The 19,748-nt window shown below is 73.3% G+C and carries 21 protein-coding genes; 11 read left to right on the top strand and 10 right to left on the bottom strand.

From position 1 onward, the window contains the following. Window position 1: 1 nt before the first annotated feature. A complete protein-coding gene (locus tag ACRAKH_RS26055) occupies window positions 2–769 on the top strand; it encodes an ABC transporter permease (RefSeq protein ID WP_380722965.1) in 768 nt (255 codons plus the stop codon). Continuing rightward, window positions 762–1,556, top strand: a complete 795-nt coding sequence (locus ACRAKH_RS26050; RefSeq protein ID WP_380722963.1) for an ABC transporter permease — start codon at window positions 762–764, stop codon at window positions 1,554–1,556. The genes ACRAKH_RS26055 and ACRAKH_RS26050 overlap by 8 nt, the downstream gene beginning before the upstream one ends. A 42-nt stretch (window positions 1,557–1,598) precedes the next feature. Here ACRAKH_RS26050 and ACRAKH_RS26045 read toward each other — a convergent pair whose 3' ends face one another. Continuing rightward, window positions 1,599–1,961, bottom strand: a complete 363-nt coding sequence (locus ACRAKH_RS26045) for a PLD nuclease N-terminal domain-containing protein (RefSeq protein ID WP_380722961.1) — start codon at window positions 1,959–1,961, stop codon at window positions 1,599–1,601. Window positions 1,962–2,114: 153 nt separating this feature from the next. On the opposite strand from ACRAKH_RS26045, the gene ACRAKH_RS26040 reads away from it, so the two are divergent. Beyond that, window positions 2,115–3,074, top strand: coding sequence for an LLM class flavin-dependent oxidoreductase (locus ACRAKH_RS26040; RefSeq protein WP_380722959.1), 960 nt, complete (start codon window positions 2,115–2,117; stop codon window positions 3,072–3,074). Window positions 3,075–3,109: 35 nt separating this feature from the next. Here the strand turns inward: ACRAKH_RS26040 and ACRAKH_RS26035 are convergent, their stop codons facing one another. Next, on the bottom strand, window positions 3,110–3,928 hold the full coding sequence (locus tag ACRAKH_RS26035; protein ID WP_447009354.1) for a helix-turn-helix domain-containing protein: 819 nt from the start codon (window positions 3,926–3,928) through the stop codon (window positions 3,110–3,112). Between the two features lie 84 nt (window positions 3,929–4,012). Here ACRAKH_RS26035 and ACRAKH_RS26030 point away from each other — a divergent pair, with 84 nt between their 5' ends. Further along, on the top strand, window positions 4,013–5,005 hold the full coding sequence (locus ACRAKH_RS26030) for an aldo/keto reductase (protein WP_447009353.1): 993 nt from the start codon (window positions 4,013–4,015) through the stop codon (window positions 5,003–5,005). Window positions 5,006–5,009: 4 nt separating this feature from the next. Here ACRAKH_RS26030 and ACRAKH_RS26025 read toward each other — a convergent pair whose 3' ends face one another. Next, entirely contained in the window at window positions 5,010–5,645 is a 636-nt protein-coding gene (locus tag ACRAKH_RS26025) for a hypothetical protein (protein ID WP_380726690.1), read from the bottom strand. A gap of 162 nt (window positions 5,646–5,807) precedes the next feature. Between ACRAKH_RS26025 and ACRAKH_RS26020 the strand changes: the two genes are divergently transcribed. From ACRAKH_RS26020 to ACRAKH_RS26005, 4 genes are read left to right on the top strand one after another with little or no spacing between them, the layout of a single operon-like run. Continuing rightward, window positions 5,808–6,167, top strand: a complete 360-nt coding sequence (locus ACRAKH_RS26020) for a hypothetical protein (RefSeq protein ID WP_380726692.1) — start codon at window positions 5,808–5,810, stop codon at window positions 6,165–6,167. Continuing rightward, a complete protein-coding gene (locus tag ACRAKH_RS26015; protein WP_447009352.1) occupies window positions 6,167–7,540 on the top strand; it encodes a putative T7SS-secreted protein in 1,374 nt (457 codons plus the stop codon). Before ACRAKH_RS26020 ends, ACRAKH_RS26015 begins: the two co-directional genes overlap by 1 nt. Before the next feature lie 20 nt (window positions 7,541–7,560). Next, a complete protein-coding gene (locus tag ACRAKH_RS26010; protein WP_380726696.1) occupies window positions 7,561–8,046 on the top strand; it encodes a hypothetical protein in 486 nt (161 codons plus the stop codon). Further along, complete coding sequence (locus tag ACRAKH_RS26005; RefSeq protein ID WP_380726698.1) at window positions 8,043–8,528, top strand: YbaB/EbfC family nucleoid-associated protein; 486 nt, start codon at window positions 8,043–8,045, stop codon at window positions 8,526–8,528. Before ACRAKH_RS26010 ends, ACRAKH_RS26005 begins: the two co-directional genes overlap by 4 nt. A 1-nt stretch (window position 8,529) precedes the next feature. On the opposite strand, the gene ACRAKH_RS26000 is transcribed toward ACRAKH_RS26005, so the two are convergent. From ACRAKH_RS26000 to ACRAKH_RS25990, 3 genes are all read right to left on the bottom strand, one after another. Beyond that, the gene (locus ACRAKH_RS26000) at window positions 8,530–8,730 is read right to left on the bottom strand and encodes an RGCVC family protein (RefSeq protein ID WP_380726700.1); all 201 of its coding nucleotides are present in this window, start codon (window positions 8,728–8,730) and stop codon (window positions 8,530–8,532) included. Window positions 8,731–8,992: 262 nt separating this feature from the next. Beyond that, window positions 8,993–9,895, bottom strand: coding sequence for an acyl-CoA desaturase (locus ACRAKH_RS25995; protein WP_380726702.1), 903 nt, complete (start codon window positions 9,893–9,895; stop codon window positions 8,993–8,995). A 522-nt stretch (window positions 9,896–10,417) separates the two neighbouring features. Then, window positions 10,418–10,618, bottom strand: a complete 201-nt coding sequence (locus ACRAKH_RS25990) for a cold-shock protein (protein WP_380726704.1) — start codon at window positions 10,616–10,618, stop codon at window positions 10,418–10,420. 415 nt (window positions 10,619–11,033) lie between these two features. Between ACRAKH_RS25990 and ACRAKH_RS25985 the strand changes: the two genes are divergently transcribed. Further along, window positions 11,034–11,195, top strand: a complete 162-nt coding sequence (locus ACRAKH_RS25985) for a hypothetical protein (RefSeq protein ID WP_380726706.1) — start codon at window positions 11,034–11,036, stop codon at window positions 11,193–11,195. 102 nt (window positions 11,196–11,297) lie between these two features. Here ACRAKH_RS25985 and ACRAKH_RS25980 read toward each other — a convergent pair whose 3' ends face one another. The 4 genes from ACRAKH_RS25980 to ACRAKH_RS25965 form a co-directional block, all read right to left on the bottom strand. Beyond that, window positions 11,298–12,176, bottom strand: a complete 879-nt coding sequence (locus ACRAKH_RS25980; protein ID WP_380726708.1) for a dioxygenase family protein — start codon at window positions 12,174–12,176, stop codon at window positions 11,298–11,300. A gap of 176 nt (window positions 12,177–12,352) precedes the next feature. Then, on the bottom strand, window positions 12,353–13,189 hold the full coding sequence (locus ACRAKH_RS25975; RefSeq protein WP_380726710.1) for a helix-turn-helix domain-containing protein: 837 nt from the start codon (window positions 13,187–13,189) through the stop codon (window positions 12,353–12,355). 206 nt (window positions 13,190–13,395) lie between these two features. After that, on the bottom strand, window positions 13,396–15,051 hold the full coding sequence (locus tag ACRAKH_RS25970) for an HNH endonuclease (RefSeq protein WP_380726712.1): 1,656 nt from the start codon (window positions 15,049–15,051) through the stop codon (window positions 13,396–13,398). After that, window positions 15,048–16,955, bottom strand: a complete 1,908-nt coding sequence (locus ACRAKH_RS25965) for a DNA/RNA helicase domain-containing protein (RefSeq protein WP_380726714.1) — start codon at window positions 16,953–16,955, stop codon at window positions 15,048–15,050. The genes ACRAKH_RS25970 and ACRAKH_RS25965 overlap by 4 nt, the downstream gene beginning before the upstream one ends. Before the next feature lie 157 nt (window positions 16,956–17,112). On the opposite strand from ACRAKH_RS25965, the gene recQ reads away from it, so the two are divergent. Together recQ and ACRAKH_RS25955 are read left to right on the top strand one after the other, a co-directional pair. Next, window positions 17,113–18,918 (top strand): DNA helicase RecQ, encoded by a 1,806-nt coding sequence (gene recQ / locus ACRAKH_RS25960; RefSeq protein WP_380726716.1) that lies wholly within the window; start codon window positions 17,113–17,115, stop codon window positions 18,916–18,918. Continuing rightward, on the top strand, window positions 18,915–19,703 hold the full coding sequence (locus ACRAKH_RS25955) for a pentapeptide repeat-containing protein (RefSeq protein ID WP_380726718.1): 789 nt from the start codon (window positions 18,915–18,917) through the stop codon (window positions 19,701–19,703). Before recQ ends, ACRAKH_RS25955 begins: the two co-directional genes overlap by 4 nt. Window positions 19,704–19,748: the final 45 nt, after the last annotated feature.

The following is a 19,748-nucleotide window of genomic DNA, read 5'->3' as shown; positions in this document are numbered from 1 at the left end:
CGTGCGCCTGTTCCTGTCCGGGGTCCGCACGCAGTTCTGGCTGGTCGGCAGGCAGCCCGACGACCTGCTGTCGCTGTGCACCATCCCGTTCACCGTGGTGATGATGCTGTCGATCGTGATGCACGCGGCCCGTCCGGACCTGGTCGCCAACGCGTTCCTCGCGCCCACGCTGATCGGGCTGTGGGGCTTCGCCACGGGACTGGCGGCGGAGGTGCTCGTGGGCGAGCGCTGGGTGCGGGCGCTGGAGCTGAGCATGGCGGCGCCCAGCGCCATGCACTCCGTCTACCTGGGGCGGATCACCGCGGTGATGGCGCTCGGCGTCGTCCCGCTCGGCGAGACGTGGCTGCTGGGGAAGGTCCTGTTCGGCGTGACGCCGGCGGTGCACCACCTGGGGGTGTTCTGGGCGGCCATGGCGGCGTCGGTGTTCGCGATGACGGGCACCAGCCTGCTGCTGGCGACGTTCATGCTGCTGTCCCGCAACAGCCACCACTACCTGAACTTCCTCGGCTTCCCGATCTACGTGCTGTCCGGCGTGATGGTGCCGGTGCAGTACCTGCCGGAGTTCCTGCGGCCGCTGTCGCACGTGATCTTCCTGTCGTGGTCGGCCGACCTGATGCGGGACGCCCTGGCCGTCGCGCCCGTCCTGAACGCCGGCTGGCGGCTGCTGGCCGTCGTCGCCCTCGGCGCCGCGGCCCTGGTCGCCGGTCGGGTGCTGCTGGCGGTGGCCCTGCGCCGGGCGCGCGAGCTCGGGACGGTGACGTATGCGTGACCAGGCGCGCGTGCTCAAGCACGGCCTCATCGCCTCGTGGGTCATGTACACGGCGTTCCACACGTGGAAGTCGTGGACGTTGACGTGGCTGTCCCGCCTGCTGATCCAGGCGTGCTTCTACGCGCTGATCGGCCGGATGCTCGGCTCCCAGGAGAAGGTCGACTACCTGCTCATCGGCAACCTGGTCGCGATCATGGCGATCGACGCGACCGTGGTCATCCTGCTGACCGTGGGCGAGCGGCAGTCCGGGACGCTCGCCCTGATGGTGGCCGCGCCGTCCAGCCACCTCGTCGTGTACCTCAGCCGGGGGCTGGTGAACCTCGGGTCGGGCGTCGTCGCGTCCACCGTCGCGTTCCTGGCGCTGCCGCCGCTGTTCGGGGTGCGCCTGCCGTGGCCGGAGGCGGCGCTCGTGCCGCTGATGATCCTGGTGGTGGGCCTGTCCTGCTACTGCTACGGGACGTGCGTCGCGTCGTTCGTGCTCGGGTTCCCGTCGGCGCGGTGGCTGGCGCTGAACCTCAGCTACCTGGTGCTGATGACGTTCTGCGGCGTGAACGTGCCGACGTCGTTCTGGCCGGACTGGTTGCGCGCGCTCACGTCCGTGCTGCCGATGACGCACGGCTTGGCCGCGATCCGGGCGTTCCTCGCGGACGGGCCGGCGTCGACAGTGCTGCCGGAGCTCGCGCTGGAGGTGTGCGTGGGCGCGGGGTGGTTCGCCGTGGCGGCGTTGAGCTTCAACCGGATGGTCCGCCGCGGCCGCCGTGACGGGACGATCGAGTTCAGCGGCTGAGCGGTGCGCCCGTCCGTCCACAGAGGACGGACGGGCGCGGTGTCACGCCGTCTCGTCGTCCGCCGCGCGCGCCTTGCGGCGCTGGCTCTCGGCGCGCTCGCGGCAGCGACGCAGGAACTCCTCGTCCGACTCGACGTCCGCGGCGGCGAACCGGCCGGGGCGGTCGTACTCGGGGAACGCCGGCGTGGTGCGCTCGAACGCCCGCGGCCTGCCGACGGCCCGCGCCGGCCTGCCCGCGACCAGCCACAGGACCGAGCCGACCAGCGGGAACAGCAGCACGATCACCAGCCAGCCCGGCCGGGGCAGGTTCCTGGTGTCACCGTCGGCGGTGGTGATCACGTCGACCAGGCAGAACAGCCACAGGCCCAGCGTGAGCACGCCGAACAGGCCCCCGAAGTACAGCATCGTCAACAGCCCCCAAAGTCGTCACGGGAGGGTAGCGCAACGGGGTGGCGCGCCACCCGCACGGCGGCGAATGCGCGCCGCACCCGAGGGTGTGCCGCACGGCCGTGATCCCTAGGCTGGGCGGGGACCTTGCCTGGCTGGAGGGAAGCTGTCGTGAGTCGTTCCGGATCGGTCGGCGTGATGCTCCCGCGCGACCTCGCGCCGTCGCAGGTGCTGCCGTTCGCACGGCGTGCCGACGAGTTGGGGTTCGACGAGCTGTGGGTCGTGGAGGACCTGGGGTTCCGGGGCGGGATGGCGCAGGCTTCGGCCGTGCTGGCGGTGACGGCGCGCGTCCGGGTCGGCATCGGGCTGCTGCCGGTGGGCGCGCGGAACGCGGCGTTCGCGGCGATGGAGGCGGCGACGCTGGCCCAGCTGTTCCCCGGACGGGTCGACGTCGGCATCGGGCACGGGATGCCCGGCTGGATGCGGTCGGTGGGGGAGTGGCCCGCCAGCCCGTTGACGCTGCTGGAGGAGTACCTGGGCGCGGTGACGGCGTTGCTGCGCGGTGAGGCGGTCGAGCGGCACGGCGGGCACGTCACGCTGGACGGGGTCCGGCTGGAGGACGCGTGCGTGCCGGACAGCCCGCCGCCGGTCCTGGCCGGGGTGCGCGGTCCGCGGTCGCTGGCGGTGTCCGGTCGGGTCGCCGACGGGACGATCCTGGCCGAGCCGACGACGCCGGAGTACGCGCGGGCGGCGCTCGCGCGGATCGACGCGCGGCGACCGCACCGGCTGGTGGGCTACAACGTCGCCGCGGTGGACGCCGACGCGGGCGCGGCGGTGGACGCCGTGCGGGCCGGGCTGGAGTGGATCGGCGAGCCCGACTGGACGCCGCACATCGCCCCGCTGCCGTTCGCGGAGGAGTTCGCGGCGCTGCGCCGGGAGTGCGGGAGCCGGGAGGAGTTCGTGCGGCGGCTGCCCGAGGAGTGGGTGCGGCAGCTCGCGGTGACCGGCACGCCCGACGACGCCCGCGCCCGGCTGGACGAGCTGTTCGCGGCCGGGGTGGACAGCGCCGTGCTGTTCCCCATCGGCGAAGATCCGTTGCACGCCATGGAAAAGCTCGCGGCGGTGTTGTAGTGCGCTGACCCGTCCACAATGGACGGTCGTAACGCTCAGGCGGAAGCCATGACGTGCGCGGACAGCGCGTCGGACGTGGCGGCGTCGGCGGGCAGGTAGACCACGAGGCGGTGGTCCTCGTCGCCCGGCACGGCCAGGCTCTCGTACGCCAGCCGCAGCACGCCCGCCTCGGGGTGCCGCCACCGCTCGACGCCCGTCCCGGCCGGCAGCACGGCCGCCGAGGCGAAGCGGCGGCCGAACTCGGCGCCCGCCGTGATCGACAGCTCCTCGGCGAGCACGGCCGACGCGCCGTCGCCCAGGTCCGCGGCGGCGCGGAGGGCGGCGGCGCGTTCGTCGGCGACCCGCTCCCAGTCCGGGAACGCCGTGCGCGCCCGCACGTCGCCGAACACGTACCGGGCCAGGTTGGGCCGCTCGACGTCGAGCAGACCCGTCGGCGCGGCGAGCCACCGGAACCCGGCCGTGCGGGCGAGCACGTCGCCCCGCGCGTCGGTGACGAACGCGGGCGAGGGTTCGAGCCGGTCGAGCAGCGCCAGCACGGTGGGCCGCACGGGACGGGGCGCCGTCGCCCCCGCGCACGTCGTGCCGCCGCCCGCCTTCACCAGCCGGTGCAGGTGGACGCGTTCGTGCGACGACAGGCGCAGCGCGTCGGCCAGCGCGCCGATGACCTGGGCCGACGGGTGCGGGTGCCGCCCGCGTTCCAGGCGGGTCAGGTACTCGACGCTGACGCCCGCGAGCGCGGCCAGCTCGGCCCGCCTGAGCCCCGGCGTGCGGCGGCGCGCGCCGGTCGGCAGCCCCACCTCGGCCGGGGTGATCGCCTCCCGACGGGCACGCAGGAACCCGCCCAACGCGTTCATGCGGGCGAGTCTAGGTCGCGCCCCGGCGCAGAGGGGTCCTCGCCGGGACTCCCTCCGCCACGCCGGCCGTCCCACGCTGGGCGCATGAGGTATCGACTCTTCGGCCGGACCGGGCTGCGCGTCTCCGAACTCCTACTCGGCACGATGGCCTTCGGCGACCCCGTCGAGGCGCGGCGGATCGTGGACGCCTACGCCGACGCGGGCGGCAACGTGCTCGACACCGCGTCGGCGTACGGCGACGGCGAGGAACTGCTCGGCTCGATCGTCGAGCGGCGCGACCGGTTCGTCATCGGCACGAAGTACACGCTGTCGCGCGACGCCGCCGACCCCAACGCGTCGGGCAACCACCGCAAGAACCTGACCGCGTCGCTGGAACGGAGCCTGCGGCGGCTGCGGACCGACTACGTCGACGTCTACTGGGTGCACATCTGGGACCGGCACACCCCGGTCGAGGAGACCATGCGCGCGCTGGACGACGCCGTCCGCGCCGGCAAGGTCCTCTACACGGGCGTCTCCGACGCGCCGGCCTGGGTCGTGGCGCACGCCAACACGCTGGCGGGGTGGCGCGACTGGACGCCGTTCGCGGGCCTCCAGGTGCCCTACAACCTGCTCAAGCGGGACGCCGAGCGGGAGTTGCTGCCGATGGCCGAGGCGCTGGGGCTGAGCGTGACCGCGTGGGCGCCGCTGGCCGCGGGCAAGCTGTCCGGCGCGGATGACGCGCCGCCGGGGTCGCCGCGTCCGCGCCGCGTCGACCCGGCCGCGCTGACCGAGCGGGAACGTGCGGCGGCCCGTGCGGTCCGGGAGGTCGCGGACGAGCTCGGCGCCCGCCCGGCCCAGGTGGCGCTGGCGTGGACGCGGGCCAAGTCGCGGGCGGTGCTGCCGCTGGTCGGCGTGAGCAGCGTCGCGCAGCTCGCCGAGAACCTGGGCGCGCTGGACCTCGTGCTGCCCGACGACGCGGTGCGGCGGCTGGAGGCGGCGGTGGAGTTCCGGCTCGGGTTCCCCGGCGACTTCATCGCCGAGTGCGAGCCGAACCCGTTCGTCTTCGGCGACACGGCGACCCGCGTCGAACCCCGGTGAGCGGTCAGGCTCCCAGCATCGCGTCGACCGCCTTCGGCAGGACTTCCCGCAGCTGGGCCTGAACGTCGGCGGACTCGCCCCTGCCGGCCACGGTGAGGACGGACAGGAGGTTGTCGCGGCTGATCACGGCGGCGCAGAGGTGCGCCCGGGGCTGGAACTCCTCGCAGTAGCCGAACATCCCGGACAGCAAGGCGTTCGGGGGCAGCTCGACGTCGGCCAGGACGGGTCGCGTCGACCCGTCGCCGTGGACGTACGACGGGCACGTCCGGGCGCGCTCCGCGATCCGGCGCAGGACTTCGCCGCCGGTGGTCTCCTCGAAGCGGTGGACGTAGTGGAACGCCGAGATGCGGTCGCTGCCCCACGCGCGGTAGTACGACGCGTACCTGCCGGGGTCGCGGACGCCGCCGCACAGGTCCGTCACGTTCCACTTGCCGTACTTGTCGTCCCTGGGCTGGTCGGCGCCGTACGCGACGAGGGCGTCGACGGGCAGGGCGGCGGCCTTCAGGCGACGCTGACCCACTTCCGGGTCCACCGACCTCGTGGTGGTCGTCGTCGCGGCCGTCGTGCTCGACGGTGCGGCGGTGGTGGTCGGCGAACAGGCCGTGACCAGCAGTGCCACGACGATCAGCGCGTGTCTCACACATCCCCCTCGGTGCCCGCGCGGATCGTAGCTCCCGCGGCGGCCCGCGACCGAGCGGAATGCCCGCGGGCGGTCCGCGTGCCCCGGTGTGAGCGTGCCGGGAACGATCTACGTCCCCGTCCCGTCAGACGGCGTGGTGTCGAGTGGACGGATGGGGCGGACATGGTCGGGTTCGGGGCGGTGCCCGAGGAGTTGCGGCGGGCGGCCGTCGAGATCGGCGACGCGGGGGACAGGACGTCGGGCCTGGTGTGGTGCGGTCCGAGCGGCGAGTACGGGCACGCCGGGGTCGCCGGCGCGTTCGAGGGGTTCATCGAGGACATGAGGGCGTTCGTCGAGCACCTGCGCCGGGAGGCCGAGGAGCACGCCGCCGGCCTGCGCGAGGCGGCGTCGTCGTACGTCGAGGTGGACCGGGCGGAAGCGCTCGCGTTCGACCGGTTCGGGGAAGGACCGGGCGCCGACATCTCGCGCCGCCTGGCGACCACGCCGCTGACGCCGCTCGACCGGAACGGCGGGGTGTCCTGATGGCCGCACGACTCGGCGAGACGAACGACCCCAAGGCGCTGGTCCCCGGCGAGCCCGAGCTGATCAGCGGCGACCTGCGCCGGTTGGTGCGCACGCTGCGCCTGGTGGTGGCGGTCGGCGAAGACCTCGGCCGCGTCGACCCCGGCGGCTGGAGCGGCGACGCGAGCACCGCGTTCCGGTCGGTGTTCCAGGCCGAACCGCCCCGCTGGCTGCGGGCGGGCGAAGAGCTCGGCGGCGGCGGGCAGTTGGTCGCCGACTACGCCGACGCGCTCGTCCGGAGCCAGGCCGAGGCGCAGCGGGCGATCGAGCTGTACCTGCAGGCCCAGGCCGCGACGCGCCTGGCCGCCGCCCGGCACGACGCGGTGGTGCTCTCCGGCGCTGCCGCCGGTCCGTTCCACGACCCGGGCCAGGCGGGTGTCGCCCACGCCCGGAAGGTCCTCGACGACGCCCGCGAGGGCCTCACCGGCATCGGCGACGTCGTCGCCAGGGCGCTCGGCTGGGAGCCCGACGGCGACGGCGGCTACCGGAAGTCGTTCGGCAAGGAGAAGTTCGGCGCGTCCCACCGCGAGACCGACGACGACGGCAAGGACCCGGGCGGCTGGCAGCGCGGACCGCACGGCCGGTCGTACGAGGACAAGGCGGGCAGCGAGTCCAAGCGCCTGCTCACCGAGGCGCTCGCCGAGGTCGCCGAGTCGATCGGCGTCGACCTGCACGAGCGCGGCGGCGCGAAGGACTGGGGGGTCGACGTCGCCCACGGCGCCAAGGAGGGCGACTTCACCGCCGGGCCGCTGTCGGGCCGGGGCGGCGTCAGCGGGTCGGTGCTCGGCGCGGAGGCCGGCGTGACCGCGACCGCGAGCGCCGCGGGCGTCACCGTCGGCGCGAGCGCGAGCGCGTACCTGGCCAGTGGCCACGCCGAGGGCGAGGTCAAGCTCGGTCAGCACGTGAGCGCGTCGGGCAGCGCGGACGGCATGGTGGGCGCGGCGGCCGAGGCCAAGGGCACCGTCGGCTGGCTCGGCGCGAAGGGCAACGCGGAGGCGTTCGCGGGCGCCAGGGTTTCCGGCGAGGCGGGCGCCGAGGTCGCCGGGATCGGCGCAGGCGTGAACGGCGAGGCGTGGGCGGGCGTCGGCGCGCACGCGAGCGGCCAGTTCGGCCTGGGCGAGGACGGCAAGTTCCACATCGGAGGGTCGGTCGGCGTCGCGTTGGGCGTGGGTGGCAAGGTCGGGTTCGACGTCACCGTCGACCCGGTCCAGGTCGTGGAGACGGTGGTCGACGTCGCCGACGACGTGGGCGAGATCGCGAAGGACGTCGGCCGCGGGGTCGAGGACGTCGCGGAAGACGCCGGCCGCGCCATCGGCCGGCTGTTCGGCCGATGACCGCAGGAGGAGACCCACGCATGGCCACCACGCTCCCGGTGCCGATCGAGTTCTCGCTGCCCGACGGGTGGCTCTCGGCGCCGCCCGACGAGGTCGGCGCGCCGCGGGCGGCGTTCGTCGCGCTGCACCCCGGTTCCGCCGCCGGGTTCACCGCGAACGTGACCATCAGCGGCGAGCTGCGCACGGACGGCGCGACGGTGGCGGAGGTGGCGGCGGAGGCCGTGGCCCGGCTGGAACGCGGGCTCGGCGCCGTCGAGGTCGGCCGGCGCAACGAGCTGGAGTCGGCCTTCACGCAGGTGGTGCGGATGACCGTGCCGATCGACGGCCGGCCGGTGGAACTGGTGCAGCTGCAGGTGTTCCTGGCCATGCCGGACGTGCGCGACGAGAGCAGGCGCGCGGTGCTGGAGATCGTGCTGAGCGCGACGCCGGCGCAGTTCGAGCAGCTGGTCGGCGACTTCCAGGCGTTCCTGAAGACCATCCGACCGGACGAGGGGGCGGCGAGGTGAGCGAGTCCGCCGACATCCTGCTGCGCCGCATCGAGGCGATCGACACGGCCGCCGCCGCGAACCGGCTGCGCGCCGAGTCGTACCAGCGCATGGCCGAGGGGCTGAAGGACGTCGTGGGCACGGCGACGTCCGCCGACGGCGTGGTGACCGTGGTCGCCGGGTCGGACGGCGCGGTCAAGTCGATCACCTTCGGCCAGGCGGTGCGCGCCGCGGACCCGGCGGTGCTGTCGACGACGACCGTGCGGACGATCGCCCTGGCCCGCGCCGACGCCGCGCGCAGGCAGGCCGAGGTGGTGCGCGCGGCACTGGGCGACACCACCCTGCTGGACCGCGTGCTGGCCGAGGACCGGCGGCTGTTCGGCGACGAGCCGCCGCAGGACGTCCAGGCCGCCACCCCGTCCGCGCCCCGCCCACCCCGCCGTCCGGCGCCGGTGGAGGAGGACGACCAGGACACCGCCTACCGGAGCCGCCCCGCCTGGTGACTCACCCCCGCACGACGTCCCGGCCCGCGCCGCACGCGCAGCCCCGGCTGTGGTTGCCCGCGGTGGTGGCGGCGCAGAAGCGCGTCGCGATCGGGTCGTGCGTGGCCCGGGGGTGGGGGCAGGCGGCGCACGCGGCCGCCCCGTGCCCGTCGGCGCGTGCGGGAGGGACGTTCGGCTGAGCGGTGGGCGTGGCGTGGTTCATCGGACCTGTCCTGTCCGCCACGCGCGCAGGCCGGCCGCGACCCGGCGGACTCGGAACCACCGCCGGGTGAACGCGGTACCGCCTGCGAGCGGTGCGAGATGGCTCGGGAAACCGGCAACACGCTGACTGATGCTCGAACGGTTCCCGCCGCCCCCCACCGTACACGCCGGCCACCACGCGAACTCCACGCCGACGCGTGCCACGAAGTCCTTGTGCCCGCACGGAGAACTGCCCGCGCCGGCGGCACGGGCAGTTGTCGTGGTCAGGCGGCGCGCGCCTTCAGCTTGCGCGCCAGGTGTTCCGGCCTCGGCCAGCGGACCTTCGTGGCCCAGCCCAGCTTCTCGAAGACCCAGATGAGGCGGGCCGAGATGTCGATCTGGCCGCGCTGGACGCCGTGCCGCGCGCACGTCGGGTCGGCGTGGTGGGAGTTGTGCCACGACTCGCCCATGGAGGCGATGGCCAGCGGCCAGAAGTTGGCGGACTTGTCCCGCGCCGTGAACGGCCGGTCGCCGATCATGTGGCAGATGGAGTTCACCGACCACGTCACGTGGTGCAGCACGGCGACCCGCACGAGACCCGCCCAGAAGAACGCGGTCAGCGCGCCCCACCAGCTCCACGTCAGCAGGCCGCCGAGGAGGGCGGGCGACAGGAGCGTCACGACGGTCAGCGCGGGGAACCAGCGGTTGACCCGCTGGATGTCGGCGTCGGCGAGCAGGTCGGGCGCGAACCGCGCCGCGTTCGTCCGCTCGCGCTCGAACAGCCAGCCGAGGTGGGCGTGCCAGAAACCCTTGGCGAGCGCCCGCGCGGACGTGCCGAACCGCCACGGGGAGTGCGGGTCGCCGTCGCGGTCGGCGTAGGCGTGGTGCCGGCGGTGGTCGGCGACCCAGTCGATGACCGGTCCCTGCATGGCCATGCTGCCGACCACGGCGAGCGCGACGCGCAGACCCCGGTTGGCGGTGAACGCGCCGTGGGTGAAGTAGCGGTGGAAGCCGACCGTCACGCCGAGGCACGTCAGCGTGTAGAAGAAGAGGGCGAGGCCGATGTCGACCCAGCCGAGGCCCCACCCCCAGGCGAGGGGCACCGCGGCGGCCAGGGCCAGCGCCGGCACGACCACGAAGAGCTTCACCAGGAATACCTGGGTCGACGATTTCTCGCCCGCCAGCATCGGTTCCGGCGCGCGGTCGGAACGCGTGGCGCGCGGCGATCCCGGCGATTCGGGCGGGGACGAGCCGGTGGGACCGGCCGAGCCGGTCGAACGGGTCGACGGGGAATGTGTTCGGATTGCTTCGCTCACGAGCGGTACCTCCGTGCGTGCGGTGACCGGGTCTCCGCCGCCGAGGGCTTCGGATGATCGGTGTCGGAATTGCCGTCGATGCCCCGGCCGCTGACGGCGGCGTCCGTGTCGCCGGGGCGGAAACCTCTGCGTCCCTGGTCGCGGATACCCGAACGGGTGGTCCGCGAACCGTCGGCCGGCACGCGGCGTGCGGCGCGACGCGACGCGCGGGCGTCAGCGGCGGACGGCGGGAGCGGAACGGCGGCGGCCGCGCGAAGGCGCCGGGAAAGGCCGGAGCCCTCCGACCCGTGGTGGGTCGAAGGGCTCCGGTTCCGCGTCTCCTCCAGGCTTTACGCTGGTAGGAGCAGGTTTGTGAGGCCGTGCCGATCGGTCCGGCCGATCAGCGGGCGCGGATCAGACGGCGCGGACGCCGACCGCCTGCAAGCCCTTGGGGCCCTGGTTGACCTCGAACTCGACGCGCTGGTTCTCCTCGAGGCTGCGGTAGCCGAAGCCCTCGATCTCCGAGTAGTGCACGAAGACGTCCGGGCCGTCCTCACGGGCGAGGAAGCCGAAGCCCTTTTCCGAGTTGAACCACTTCACGGTTCCCTGGGTCATGTTCTCTCTCCTTGGCAGAGCTGGATCGGCGCCGCCGGATGCGGCTCCGGGTCGGATTCCAGACGACGACTTCTCCAGTGCTTGTCAGGCAAGGCAAAGAAAGAAAACCGTCCGCAACATCATTCCGCGAAACAGCTGTGGAAACACGGACACAAAATTGACGACCACCCGGTACAACCACCGGACGTCCGAAATAGTTCCGGAGACCCTCGGAAGTGTCGCAGGTCACCCGTCCAGGCGGGTCCGGGCCGGCCGCGCCCACTTCCCGGTGGCGCGCACGGCGCCGCGACGTGTACCGTGGCGGCATCGGGGCGATTCGTTCTATCGGACCCGAAACACCCCTCGCGTCGTGCGAATCCCCGGCTCAGCGTCACCGGCCGTGAGCACGCACCGGGCGCGGAGAAAGTCGGAACCCATGTCAAGTACCGCACAGCCGGCGAACGAGCTGTTCAGCCACCCGGACACGCACCGCACTCAGGCCGCCAACGGCCCCCGCAAGGACGAGCAGCGGTCGTACACCGACCTGTTCCGCGAGCCGGCCGACGTGCCGCCGCAGAGCACCGGCGGAACCGCCTGACCGCAGGCCGTCGCAGACCCGCGGGAGCCCGTGACCGGACCGGTCACGGGCTCCACTGCGTCCTCGCCCGCGTCCTGGCGCCGTCCTACCCGCGTCGACGGGTCACTCGGCCCGCCACAGCGCGGGGACGTTCGGCGGCTCCCAGCCCGGCTGGGCCAGGTGGCCCTGCAGGCACACGTACCCGCCGCCCCCGTACGTGACGCGCGCGCCCGCCGCGTAGGTCGTGCCCGCGGTCCACGTGCCGCCACCGGGCGCGGACGGCGTGGTGGACGTGGTCGACGTCGGTGTGGTGCCGGTCGTCCCCGGCACGTTGAGCACGAAGTCGAAGCTCGCCTCCCGGCCGCTCCCGACGTTCCGCACGGTCATCAGGAGCCGCGGGTCGAAGATCGAGTCCGTGTTGTTGCGCGGCTCGCCGGGGAAGTACAGCTGGGTCGTGAGCACCGGGCGGCCGGGCGCCTGCACCTTGACGTGGATGTGCCGCGTGCGGCCGGGGTAGAGGCCGGGCACGATGGTCGTCAGCGTGAACGCGCCCCGCGCGTCGGTGAACTGGTGGCCGCGGAAGCGGAAGCCGGTGTTGTCGTAGACGCCGTTGACGTCGGCCTGCCAGAAGTCCATGAGCACGTTGCCCAGAGGTTGGCACCCGAGCCCGAACACGTACCCCGTCACGGTGAGCCGGGTGCCGGGCGTGCCCGCGTCGACCAGCGACGTGCGGCGCGGCGAGTTCGGCTTGAAGTAGGGGCCTTCGGTCTGGGGCGGGGTCGGGTCGTCGCCGTCGTCGCACTCCGGCGTCGGCTCCAGCGTGCCGCCGTTCGCGCCGACCGTGCGGGCCAGCGCGGGCACGCCCATCAGGGCGACGGGCAGCGCGACTCCCGCGGCGAGCGCGGCGCGCAGCACCGTCTTGCGGCTGGGGTGGCGGGCGTCGGCGCCGTCGTCGAGGGGGTGCTCGGTGGTGCCGCGGTCGTCGTCCGTGGATGCGTCCATACCTGCTCCTTGTGGGCCGGCTCCTCGTGAGGGCTGGTCGGAAGGTCATCCCGAACGTACGGACGCGGGCCAGGCCCGGACGATGGACTGGCGCCGTGGTTCGTGGTGATCCTCGTGGGCGCTGTTGCCCGTGCTCCCGACTGTGAACGTCGCCGGCGGCGGTGAACGCCGCCGGGTCACCCGCGGTCGTCGCCGCGCCGGAACGCCCCCGGGCTCACGCCCGTCTCGCGCCGGAAGAAGCGGCAGAAGTAGGCGGGGTCGGCGAAACCCACCCGGTCGGCGACCTGCCGCACGGTCAGCTCCGTCTTCACCAGCAACCGCTTCGCCTCGTGCGTGCGCGCCTCCCGCACCAGCTGCGACGGCGTCCGGCCGGTCGCGGCCTTCACCACCTCGGTCAGGTAGCCGGGCGTGACGCCGATCCGTTCCGCGTAGGCGCGCACCGACCACAGCGCGTGGTCGGTGCGGCCGGCCAGCCGGACGAACTCCTCGGCCACCGCGCCGGCGCGTGCGGGCGGCGGGGCGGACGGCGTCGGGTCGAGCCGGGACGCCCGCACGACCAGCACGTGCAGCAGGGAGCGGAGGACGGTGTCCACGCCGGGCTCGGCGCGCCGGTACTCGTCGTGCAGCTCGGTGACGAGCCGGCCGATCCCGGCGCGCGCGGGTCCGTCCAACGTCAGCCAGGGCCGTTCGCTCAGCCGTCGCAGCACGTCCCGGTCGCCGGGGTGGTCCAGCAGGAAGTCGTCGGTGAACAGCAGGACGTGCCCCTCCAGGTCCCGCGCGCCGTCCCAGTGGTGGACCTGGCCGGGCGCGATGACGCACAGGTGGGGCGGCCGCAGCTCCCACCGGGCGAGGTCGACGACGTGCGCCCCCGTGCCGCCGGTGACGTGCACGATCTCGTGGAACGTGTGCCGGTGCGGGAAGGGCGCGCGCGACAGGGGCCCGATGGTGTCGAACGTCCCGACCGCGAACGGCAGGGCGTTGGGCAGCGGCACCTCCAACCGGTGAACCGGCAACTCGCCTCGCCGCGGCGCCGGGCAAGGCGTCCCGGGCAACACCGTCGTGCCGCGCATAGTCCCGATCCTCTCGCCGCCGAAGGTCCAGACCAATCACGCCCACCCCACCATGACACGACCCGCCGTCCAGGGACACCCGCGTTCGTCGGGTCGACGTCGCCCGATCACGCGCCGCGGCCCGCCGACCCCACCAGGCCCCAACCGGCTCAGTCGTTCGAAGGGGCGATCACGCACAGGTCGCGGTGGTAGGCGATGTGCGCGTCCTCGATGGCGTGGCCGGAGACCCGGCGGAGCTTGCCGACCTCCCCGCGGTCGCGGACCCGGCGCACGACGTCACCCTCGTCCACGTACAACCCGAACCCGTCGAACTGGACGTGGCAGTTCGCGCACAGGCACAACAGGTTCTCCAGCTCGTCCGGCCCTTTGTGCACGGTCAGGCCGCGGATGTGCGCGGCCTCGCTGTAGTAGCCGAAGCCGGTGTTGAGCCGGGTGTGGCAGAACTGGCACGTGTGGTCGTGCAGCGCCTTCACCCTACGGACCACCTCACGGTCACGGGCGACCGACGACCCGGTGTTGGGCCGCAGCCGGCGTTCGCGGGATCTGCCGCCGCTGCGCGGCTCGCCGCTGGCCGTCGCGTAGTCCTCGAGGCCCACGCTCGCCAGGAGGACCTCGTGGTCCTCGCCGTCCAGGTGCCGGGAACGCAGCACGTTGATCGCCTTCGTGCGGAACGCGACGTCCACCAGCAGCCGGTGCGACTCGTCGGTGAAACCGGCGCTCGGCTCCTCCGCGTCCGCGGCCCCCGGAGCGGCCGACTCGGGGACGACCCGCCAGAAGCCGGTCCGCCGCAGGTCGTAGAACGGGCGTTCCAGCTCGTCCGCGCCCTCCAGGCCGCAGGTGGTCAGCACCTTGGCGACCTCCTGCCGGAACGTCGACCACGGGTGCAGCCGCGGCTTGCGGTGGACCTGGCCGATCGTCCACAGCAGGGCCACCGAGTCGCGCTTCGCGGCCTGCTCCCGGCCGTGCAGGGTGAGCAGCCGGGTCAGGAACTCCTCGGCGGAGACCGGCCCGTCGTCCGGCGGGGGCGGCGGCGCCACCGGGCCGGCGGGAGGTTCGACGTCCGCGGGGACGAGCGTCACCGAGCGCAGCGTCTCCTGACCGGTCGTGCGGAGCACCAGGTCGGTGGCGTCCCGCCGGATCAGCGTGACGTCGCCCAGCGCCATCATGTGCTCGAACGTCGCGCCGGTCTGGTCGACGCCCCAGATCGAGCGGGCGGCGGCCGGGTTGTGGAACAGCTTGAGGATCACCGCCTCGGCGATGAACGTGCGCTCGGCGTAGAACAGCACCCGGTCGCCGACGCGCCTCCCGCGGATCGCCTTGGCCTTGGGGTTGTTGCTCTTCGCCGGAGGGGTGTTGCCCCACAGCCTCGCCGTCCCGTCGCGGTACAGGGCCCGCAGCTCCGCGAGGTCGGCGCCCAACGCCTCCGCGTGGTCGTCGAGCCGGATCCCCTCCTCGACGGTCCGCTTGAAGTTCTGCGGACCGCCGTCGCGGGCGCCGCCGCGCGGCTGGAGCAGGAGCTGCGGTAAGGCGCCGCGCTCCTGCACCACGAACCCGAGCGCGCCGAGGCGGCGGCCCACGGTGGCCCGGCCACCGCTGAACTCGTCGGGCGTGAGCGCCCGGCCGTCGAGGAACTCGTGCGCCACGCCCACGATCGCCTTCGAGTCGTACTGCTTCCCGTTGTGCACCAGCACGAAGCGGCGCGCCTTGTCGTACCCGTACCGCTCGAGGAAGGCCTCGCCGCCCAACTCGTCGAACCGCGCGATCGCGGCGAGCACGTCTTGTTCTCGGACGTCCCGGTAGCTCATGGCGCGAGCGTAGGGGAGGGGTCCGACGATTCCCGGTGCGACGGGAACAGGCCGCGCAGGAAGCGCTGGGTCTCCGGGTCGGTGGAGTGGAACCGGCAGCCGCGGGTGCCCCGGGTGGCGAGCACCCAGTAGGTGTTGAGGGCCAACCGGCGGTACGCGTCCGGGGCGACGCCCTTCATCGCCTTGTCGTGGCTCTCGTCGGGTCGGCCGACCCACCCGCCGTCCCGGCGGACGAGGTCGGGGCCGATGATCACGCCGCTGTAGTCGTACTCGAGCGCCTGCGCGGTGTAGACGCAACCGACCTGGTTCTCGCCGCCCGGGTCCGTCGCCCAGAACTCCCTCCGCGGCGCCTCGACGGCATCACCGACCTTCCGCGTGTGCTTCGAGTTCCACGGCCGTCGCCAGGTGTGACGCCTTCCGCGCTCGTCGGTCCACTCGATCACCACGTCCTCCCGGAGCGGCCCCGTGGACGCGTCGTCCGGCCACGGCCAGCAGAACCCGGCGGAGATCCGGGCCGTGCGCCCGTCCCGGCCGCGCTCGCGGATCCACGCGGACAGCTCCTCCGGGTTCGCCGCCACGTCCACCTCGTAGTCGGCCTCCACCCAGGGCTCGGCCACGCCGTCGACCGAGAACAAGCGGTCCAGCCAGTTCAGGTACCGCTGAGAGCCGCCGCAGCGGAACTGGCTGGTCAGGGGGATGTGCGTGAACTCGGCGCCGAATCTCCGGGCGTTGCGCTCCAGCTCGGCGACGCTGACCCCCTCCTTCGGCCGGACGACCTGCCGCTCGTCGAGGAAGAACACGCTCACGGGCGAGCCGCCGACCAGCCGCTCGACGGTGCGGTCGCCCCGGCGCAGGCGCTGCGCCTCGTCGACCAGCGGGATGACGTGGACGCCCTCGCGACCGGCGCGGAAGTCGCCGGGGAGCAGGAAGAGCTGCCGCGCCGCCGGCGACTCGGTGGCGCGCGCCAGCTGCCGGCGCAAGGTGCCGGACGGGGTGATGAACCGGGTCTCCACCCGGCCTCGCTCCGAGTGGATGCGGGGGATGTCGGCGAGCAGCCGCAGCGCGACCACGGTCTTGCCGGTCCCCGGACCGCCGGTGACCGCGATGACCTGCCTCTTCGTCGACCGCTCGGGGTCGAGGGTCCGCAGCACGCGCAACTGCGCCGTCTGCTGGTCGCCCACGAGGGTGAAGTCCGACTTCTGCGAGAGCACGTTGTCGAGGTCCTCGAACACCGACCTCGACGGACGCTGCTCCGCCCGGAGGAACCGGTCCACCTGCTCGCGCGTCGGCGGCCGCAGGTCCGCGCAGCGCAGCAGCCGGGCCAGCTCGGCGCCGTCCGAGCCGGAGAGCTCGTCCCGCCCCACGATCGGCACGTCCTGGCTGCCGCGACTGCCCGCCACCGCGTCCCTCAGCCGGTGCACCACGTCGACCGGCGCGTTGTGCAGGAACGCGACGCCCCGGTACTCGAGGTCGAGCGTCGCCTCCTCCAGCCACCGCTCCAGGTGGCTGGTGTAACCGAACGCCTGGCGGCAGGGGTGGGGGCGGACCATGTCCTCCAGCGCCACTTCGAGCGGCGACGCCCAGGTGAGGCGGCTCCACTGCTTCAGCTCGACCACGACGCCGGTCAGGCCACCGCGGGATCGCGCGCCGAGCAGCACCGCGTCCACCCGTTCCGCGCTGCCCGCGAGCGTGTACTCCAGGACGAGCCACGACTCGGCCTGCCCGGCCCGGTCTAGCGCGTCCAGCAGCACCGGCCAGCTCCTGGCCCAGCTCCGCAGCTCGGCGTCACCGGGCGGTTCCCCGTGCTGCTGCTCGAAGCGGTCCGCGCACTCGCGCGTGAACCGCTCGGGTGACGACCGCATGGCCTCGCGGATCTCACCCACCTGCCCGCAGTGGACGTGCATGATCTACAGCTACCAGAGAACCCCGCCGGTCGACGTCGGAATCGTCAACCCCGCCCGACGGCGTCGACGTGACCGCGACCTCGTGCCGCGTTGGTCGGAACGGCCCCGACCGGCCTGCGGGGCCGGGGGTGTCGGACGGGTCCGTTAGGATCGCGCGATGGCTTCGCAAGAGGTGCTGCGAAGGATTTTCGGGTACGAGTCCTTCCGCGGGGACCAACAGGAGATCGTCGACCACGTCGTCGCGGGCGGCGATGCGTTGGTGCTCATGCCCACCGGGGGCGGGAAGTCGCTGTGCTACCAGATCCCCTCCCTGGTGCGCGAGGGGACCGGGGTGGTCATCTCGCCGTTGATCGCGCTGATGCAGGACCAGGTGGACGCGCTGCGCGACCTCGGGGTGCGGGCCGGGTTCCTCAACTCGACCCAGTTCCCGGACGAGCGGACGCTCGTGGAAGCCGAGTTCCTGGCCGGCGAGCTGGACCTGCTGTACCTCGCGCCCGAACGCCTCCGCACCGAGCAGACGACCCGGCTGCTGGAACGCGGGAAGATCGCGCTGTTCGCCATCGACGAGGCGCACTGCGTCTCGCAGTGGGGCCACGACTTCCGCCCCGAGTACCTCGCCCTCTCCCACCTGCACGAACGGTGGCCGGAGGTGCCGCGCATCGCGCTCACCGCGACCGCCACCCGCGCCACGCACGCCGAGATCGCCGAACGCCTCGACCTCGGTGACGCGAAGCACTTCGTGGCGAGCTTCGACCGCCCCAACATCCAGTACCGGATCGTCCCCAAGAACGAGCCGAAGAAGCAGCTCCTCGAACTGCTCCGCACCGAGCACCGGGGCGACGCGGGCATCGTCTACTGCCTGTCCCGCAACTCGGTGGAGAAGACGGCCGAGTTCCTCACCCAGAACGGCATCCCGGCGCTGCCCTACCACGCGGGCCTCGACGCGGGCACCCGCGCGCGCAACCAGAGCAGGTTCCTGCGCGAGGACGGCCTGGTGATGGTCGCCACCATCGCCTTCGGCATGGGCATCGACAAGCCGGACGTCCGGTTCGTCGCGCACCTCGACCTGCCGAAGTCCGTGGAGGGCTACTACCAGGAGACGGGCCGCGCGGGACGCGACGGGCTGCCGTCCACGGCGTGGCTGGCCTACGGCCTGCAGGACGTGGTGCAGCAGCGCAAGATGATCGACGACTCCGAGGGCGACCAGCAGCACCGCCGCAAGCTGATGGCGCACCTCGACGCGATGCTGGCGCTGTGCGAGACGGTCGACTGCCGGCGCGTGCGGCTGCTGGAGTACTTCGGCCAGTCGGGCACGCCGTGCGGCAACTGCGACACGTGCCTCGTGCCGCCGGAGACGTGGGACGGCACGGTCGCCGCGCAGAAGGTGCTGTCCACCGTGGTGCGGCTGCGCAACGAGCGGCGGCAGAAGTTCGGCGCGGGGCAGACGATCGACATCCTGCTCGGCCGCAAGACCGCGAAGGTCATCCAGCACGACCACGACCAGCTGAAGGTCTTCGGCATCGGCACCGAGCTGAACGAGAGCGGCTGGCGCGGCGTGATCCGGCAGCTGCTGGCGCAGGGCCTGATCGCGGTGGAGGGCGAGTACTCGACGCTCGTCGTCACGCCCGCGAGCGACGAGGTGCTGTTCCACGGCCGCAAGGTGATGATGCGGCGCGAGGTGGAGCGCGCGGCCAAGGTGTCGGTGAAGTCGGGCAAGGCGGCGAAGCAGGTGGTGGAGCTGTCCGCCGAGGCGACGCCGGTGTTCGAGCGGCTGCGCGCGTGGCGGGCGGCGACGGCGAAGGAGCAGGGCGTCCCGGCCTACGTGATCTTCCACGACGCGACGCTGCGCCAGATCGCCACGACGGCGCCGACGACGCTCGAGGAGCTGGGCACGGTGAACGGCGTCGGCGAGAACAAGCTGGTCAAGTACGGTCAGCAGATCCTGGACACGTTGAGCGCATGACCGAGCTCCGCGCCGATTGCTCGCGCTGCTTCGCCCTGTGCTGCGTGGTCCCCGCGTTCGCCAGGTCGGCGGACTTCGCGGTCGACAAGCCCGCGCGCACGCCGTGCCGGAACCTGCTCGCCGACTTCGGCTGCGGCATCCACACGTCGTTGCGGGACAAGGGCTTCACCGGCTGCACGGTGTACGACTGCTTCGGCGCGGGCCAGCGGGTGGCGCAGGTGACGTTCGGCGGCACGAGCTGGCGGGACGACCCGGCGTCGGCCGAGGCGATGTTCGACGTGTTCCCGGTGATGCGCCGGCTGCACGAACTGCTCTGGTACCTGAACGAGGTGCGGGGCCTCGAACCCGCCCGCGGCCTCCACGCGCGGGCCGGCGAGCTGGCCGCCGAGGTCGAACGGCTCGCCACCGGCACTGCGGACGAGCTGCGCGCGCTCGACGTCGACCCGTACTGGGAGCGGGTGAACGCCGTGCTGCTGCGGGCCAGCGACCTGGTCCGCGGCAAGGGCCGCAACCGCCGCGGCGCCGACCTGATCGGCAAGGACCTGAAGGGCGCCACCCTGCGCGGGTCCACGTTGCGCGGCGCGTACCTGATCGGCACGAACCTGCGGGGCGCGGACCTGCGGCTGGTCGACTTCATCGGCGCGGACCTGCGCGGCGCCGACCTGTCGGGCGCGGACCTGACCGGCGCGTTCTTCCTCACCCAGGCCCAGGTGGACGCGGCCAGGGGCGACCGCGCGACCCGGCTCCCCGCCACGCTGACCCACCCCGCGCACTGGCCGGCCTGAGTACGTCGGCAGGCGTAGGCGCGCGAGCCGCCGCACGACGGACGC

It is taken from the genome of Saccharothrix hoggarensis (genome assembly GCF_052936025.1).
Note: the sequence above shows the minus strand (reverse complement) of the source record. Positions and strands in the feature narration are given on the sequence as shown.

Bases quoted from the DNA above. Each gene is read 5' to 3' on its own strand.
- ACRAKH_RS26050 (WP_380722963.1), top strand. From the start codon at position 762: ATGCGTGACCAGGCGCGCGTGCTCAAGCACGGCCTCATCGCCTCGTGG.
- ACRAKH_RS25965 (WP_380726714.1), bottom strand. From the start codon at position 16,955: ATGCACGTCCACTGCGGGCAGGTGGGTGAGATCCGCGAGGCCATGCGG.
- ACRAKH_RS25985 (WP_380726706.1), top strand. From the start codon at position 11,034: ATGTCAAGTACCGCACAGCCGGCGAACGAGCTGTTCAGCCACCCGGAC.
- ACRAKH_RS25970 (WP_380726712.1), bottom strand. From the start codon at position 15,051: ATGAGCTACCGGGACGTCCGAGAACAAGACGTGCTCGCCGCGATCGCG.
- ACRAKH_RS25995 (WP_380726702.1), bottom strand. From the start codon at position 9,895: ATGCTGGCGGGCGAGAAATCGTCGACCCAGGTATTCCTGGTGAAGCTC.
- ACRAKH_RS26045 (WP_380722961.1), bottom strand. From the start codon at position 1,961: ATGCTGTACTTCGGGGGCCTGTTCGGCGTGCTCACGCTGGGCCTGTGG.
- ACRAKH_RS26035 (WP_447009354.1), bottom strand. From the start codon at position 3,928: ATGAACGCGTTGGGCGGGTTCCTGCGTGCCCGTCGGGAGGCGATCACC.
- ACRAKH_RS25980 (WP_380726708.1), bottom strand. From the start codon at position 12,176: ATGGACGCATCCACGGACGACGACCGCGGCACCACCGAGCACCCCCTC.
- ACRAKH_RS26020 (WP_380726692.1), top strand. From the start codon at position 5,808: ATGGTCGGGTTCGGGGCGGTGCCCGAGGAGTTGCGGCGGGCGGCCGTC.
- ACRAKH_RS26015 (WP_447009352.1), top strand. From the start codon at position 6,167: ATGGCCGCACGACTCGGCGAGACGAACGACCCCAAGGCGCTGGTCCCC.
- ACRAKH_RS26030 (WP_447009353.1), top strand. From the start codon at position 4,013: ATGAGGTATCGACTCTTCGGCCGGACCGGGCTGCGCGTCTCCGAACTC.
- ACRAKH_RS26000 (WP_380726700.1), bottom strand. From the start codon at position 8,730: ATGAACCACGCCACGCCCACCGCTCAGCCGAACGTCCCTCCCGCACGC.
- ACRAKH_RS25990 (WP_380726704.1), bottom strand. From the start codon at position 10,618: ATGACCCAGGGAACCGTGAAGTGGTTCAACTCGGAAAAGGGCTTCGGC.
- recQ (WP_380726716.1), top strand. From the start codon at position 17,113: ATGGCTTCGCAAGAGGTGCTGCGAAGGATTTTCGGGTACGAGTCCTTC.
- ACRAKH_RS25955 (WP_380726718.1), top strand. From the start codon at position 18,915: ATGACCGAGCTCCGCGCCGATTGCTCGCGCTGCTTCGCCCTGTGCTGC.
- ACRAKH_RS26010 (WP_380726696.1), top strand. From the start codon at position 7,561: ATGGCCACCACGCTCCCGGTGCCGATCGAGTTCTCGCTGCCCGACGGG.